General features: G+C 46.1%; 3 protein-coding genes. 1 reads left to right on the forward strand and 2 read right to left on the reverse strand.

All coding sequences use genetic code 11. The features are described from left to right. Both WBA89_RS18060 and WBA89_RS18065 read right to left on the reverse strand, forming a co-directional pair. Nucleotides 1–1,502: SNF2 helicase-associated domain-containing protein (locus WBA89_RS18060; RefSeq protein WP_424408595.1), on the reverse strand; the 1,502-nt coding region annotated here is incomplete at its 3' end. Nucleotides 1,503–1,757: 255 nt separating this feature from the next. Beyond that, nucleotides 1,758–3,935: a tetratricopeptide repeat protein gene (locus WBA89_RS18065; RefSeq protein ID WP_424408596.1), complete on the reverse strand. Its 2,178-nt coding sequence runs from the start codon at nt 3,933–3,935 to the stop codon at nt 1,758–1,760. A gap of 99 nt (nt 3,936–4,034) precedes the next feature. Here WBA89_RS18065 and WBA89_RS18070 point away from each other — a divergent pair. Beyond that, nucleotides 4,035–4,478: glycosyl hydrolase 108 family protein (locus WBA89_RS18070; protein ID WP_424408597.1), on the forward strand; the 444-nt coding region annotated here is incomplete at its 3' end.

Genomic DNA, 4,478 nt, shown 5'->3' on the forward strand with positions numbered 1-4,478 from the left:
GGGTTAATTTCTCCAGCGCCCCCCCTTGCTAAGGGGGGGTTGGGGGGGGTAGTTTCCGCCTGAATACTCAAACCCAAACGACTCGCCCAACCATCAGTCTTTGTCAAACTAGGCGGCAAAACAACGCCCAACCCGCTATCAGCAAATCGCCAAGCCACAGACTTAATAAACTCGTAAGCTTGCAGCGGATTTAATTGACAAAATTGAGGCCGCTGTGCTTGCAAACTCGGTTCAATTAACGGATAAAGTTTCGATGCTAAACCCAACCCTCCCAGCAAAGTTTCTTGTGGCAATTCAATTGTCCGCCCCGCATAAGCCAAACGTTCAACAGAATTGTTCCAAACAGTTGTAGCATCCACCAAAAAATCCGTTTCATCTACTGCTTGCAAACAATAATTTAAACTCCAATTAACTTTGCCCGGAGACGGCGGAATAAGTTGAAAACAAGTGCGAAATAAACTTTGTTCAGACAGTTGGTTTTGCAGCGGCGAAGTCCAAGCAACAAGCTTATTTGCCAACTTTTCTAAAGCGGCTGATTCTGCTTGCACGACTCCAGATTCTTGTTGCAAAGCTTGCAGCCATTCGCGGGTTGGAGAAAGTGTTTTGATGTCTAAATTTGAGCCAGCAGCAGATCGCACTTCACTATCTACAATACTGCTCAAAAACCCCAAAACCAACTCCTGCGCCCCCACCGGCAAATCCACCGCCAAAGCCTTTACAAAATCCGCGGCCAATCTTACATCCGTTACATCCGCTACAAAATCCGCTGCCGAACCTTCTTCCTTCGATTGATACATTCGACAAGCCGCCGGCATTTGCTTAGAAAAAGTAGCGAGACGGAGAATATCTGTCGAACTGTCTAACAAAGGTTGCCATTTAGCAATAGCAGAACCATCAGATTGCCTCTCCAATGCCGGCAAGAATTTGCACCTCGCCAACAAATCCAAACTCCACCTAGCAAGATGCGACCAAAAACGCAAATCCGAGCCGACAAAAGAATCTGCTTCTGTGCTATTTAGCGGCAGCGATTGCAAAAAAACAAAAGTGGCTTGAGGGTTGAGCAAATAACCTTCAACTTGCCAGGGATAAAGATAAATTTCATTGATTTTGGCTGGTTCCTCTAATGCTGCGGCTGAGTGCTGCGGCATAATATTTGCGTTGGATTCCGAGATTTTGGTGGGAAGCGCGATCGCCCGAACTTGCCTCTGAATCGATAAATTTTCCCTAGGAAGGACTGCCGCCGTCGTTTTGGACGAACTCCGAGTTTTCTTAGTTTTCTGCTTAATTTCTGCGGTTTCGGGTAATTGCCAGTGGAGTTTCCCCGACTGCTGCAAAGAATTTAGAAAAATATTCAACTCCGCCTCAGTCATTGCCAAAGGATTATGCGGAATTATCTCAGATTCAACAATATCGATCGCCCCAATCTTCCGCCAAGTTTCCCCCCAAATAAATAAGCCGCTTTTTTCATTATTTAGTAGCCAACTGCCGTGTAAAATAGCCATTTTTAAATCCTAATATTTTTATTTAATTCCGAGACTTGCTGCCTCAGTTTTGTCTTGATTATGAATAAGAGAACTGTGGCAATACAAAAATACGAAATATCAGAAATATAGTGGTTCTCAAGCCCAATGCCCAATGCCCAATGCCCAATACCCCATGCCCCATGCCCCATGCCCCATGCCCCATGCCCAATGCCCCATGCCCAATGCCCCATGCCCCATGCCCGACAGCACCTCATCTTTATGAGAAATTCCATATCATATTTTACACAACTTTTCAAACACCCCATACATATCACCAGCAAACTTTTTCGGATTCCACAGCGGCGACAAATTAGCTGCATCTTTAGACTTCATCAAATGCGCTTTAATTGCCTGTCTCAAATTAGCATCTTTACCCAATTTTACACCCAAATCCACATATTCTTCCCAAGACTGAGCCGCGCCAGTTTCCATCCCCAAAGCCTGCAAAAACGAATAACCCATTCTCGACAAAAATTGCTCTCCGGTACGAGTCACCACAGGCAAATTAAACCACAAAGCCTCTAAAGTGTGAGTTCCTCCATTATAAGGATAAGAATCCAACAAAACATCGGCCAGCAAATAGACAATTCTGTGCTCTTCCTCCGTAGCAAACCTCGGCAAAAACTTAATTCGGTGCTTGCTGACTCCTTCAGCTTCGCAAGCTTGGTGATACGCACCCTCAAACACCGCAGCATCGCCCAAAGCTTTGTGAATTAAAACGCTGTTGGGTACTTGTTTGAGAATCGCAACTTGTGCTTTTACTAAGTCGCGGTTGAATTTTCTGCCGGGAGCGACGCACAGGTAAACCGTCTGATCCAAACCGATCCGGTTCGACTTTCTCAATGCCACCGGATCGACTCCGTACCTCTGAAAACCTGACACCGCTACAAAAGAATCCGGCATCCTAATTAGCTGTTCGTCATAATATTTTTCGCGGCCTTCTGGGTGCGAGTGCCAGTCTGTAAGAAAGTAATTTTCCGAGGATATGTAAGGTGCATCGAATCCCAACCAAGAAACACAAACTGGCGCGGGTTTTTGGTGAAGAATATCTGCGTGAACTGGTACGCTGAGAGAATCTAAATCGACTAAAACGTCTAATTCGTCTTGCTGAATTTGGGCGATAATTTCTGCGGAATTGGCAAGTCCGTTTGGGTAAGTTTTGGGGAAAGTCAGTTTGCCAATTTTTTCAAATTGCTGAGTGCGATCGTCCGCAACAATTTTTTCAGAAGCGTATAAATGCAAGTTGGGCGTGATGCCGGACAATTCGCGAATGATGTCAGCGCTGCACCAACCTACAGAATGGCGGCTGAAGTGATTGGACAAAAAGCCGATTTTTAACTTGCTACCGGGGGCTTTTGGTTGGTAACTGTAATTTGCAGGTTGAGGAAAATTAGGTTTGATACATTTGTCGGTGTACTTTTTGGCAATTAATCTGTAAAGTTGAGAGTTGGCTGCCAAGTCATCTCGCAGATAGGGCGTGCTGAATAAGAAGTTTGCATAAAGCGATTTAATTTCTACCGAACTTGCCGTTTCTAAGTTTTGCTGCAAGTAGGATTCTAATTCTAAAAATCGATCGCCCGCAATTTGATTCAATCCCGATACTTGATAGGTGCTGACGAAGTAAATCGCCGTCATAATCGGATCGGTTTCGGCGCACATTTGGCTGTATGCGTGCACGGCTTGCCGCGCGGCTGCTAAATTGCTAGTATCTCTGAGGATGCCGCACAAATGTTGGTGGGCTGAAATAAAATCTGGTTTAATTTCTAGGGCTTTTTGCAGGTTGGGTATGGCGTCTTTAAATTTGCCTTGGTGGCGCAAAATTATGCCAATTTGACAGTATGCTTCGGGTAAATCGGGTTTGAAGGCGATCGCCCGCTGCCATGCAGCCACAGCCTCATCTAGCTTCCCCTGCCGCGCTAATCGATCTCCCAAATTTATGTGAAAATCTACCTGAGCCAGATGGGGATTGAGTTCGAGAGCTTTTTGCTCGTAGGCTACAGCAGCATCAAACTGCCCTTGCTGCTTCATCGCCCCTGCCAAATTCCAGTAAGCAGCGGCCAAAGTTGGTTTGAGTTCGATCGCCTTTTGGTAATTGACAATCGCCTCTACCAAACGCCCTTGTTTGTAGAGCATACTCCCCAAATTAGCATAGGCCTCAGCAAAATCGGGATTCAGGGCGATCGCCTCAGAATAAAACCGCATCGCTTCCTCAATTTGCCCGGTTGCTTGCTGCACGTTACCCATTGTCACGTAAGCCGCCGCCCAATCCGGTTGCAATTCCAGAGCTCGGCGGCAAGCAGCGACTGCTGCTGCTAAATCGCCTTGGGAGTAATAGGTTTCTGCAACGACTGTCAGCGATGCAGCATCTTCAAATTGGGGTGTTTCGGATTGGTTGCGAAAATCGGAATTCATTTGGCGGCCTATCTGTGCTATCAAGTTAAAGGTTGAATCTATATTATTTTGCAGAGTACCAGTTTTAGCGGAATTACGCGCGATCGTCACAGATAATTTATGAGCGACAAGCAAGCGACACAGCACCAACCTAACATCAAGTGGAAGCCAAACCTCCTGCTGGGGATACTTTTGTTAGCCTTAGCAATCCCCTTGCCTTTTGCCCAAAAGACTTTCGCACAGCAGCAGCAGACAGCCAGCTTTCGGCAGAAATTATTTCAAACTGCTCTTTATTTCACCTTATATTTTGAGGGCGGATTCAGCAATCACCCAGCCGATAAGGGCGGCAGAACCTATCGGGGCATCCTGCAAACAGAATACAACTCCTACCGCTACAGTCGCGGGCTGCCGCCCCTCGACGTGACGCAGATGTCGGAAGCAGAGCTCCTAGAAATTTATAAATATTACTGGGATTCTAGTCTTTCGGGAACTATGCAGCCTGCTTTGGCGATCGTCATGTTTGACACCGCAGTTAATTTCGGTATTAACAATTCTATTACATTT

This window comes from Microcoleus sp. (genome assembly GCF_049646505.1).
Classification (GTDB): domain Bacteria; phylum Cyanobacteriota; class Cyanobacteriia; order Cyanobacteriales; family Microcoleaceae; genus Microcoleus.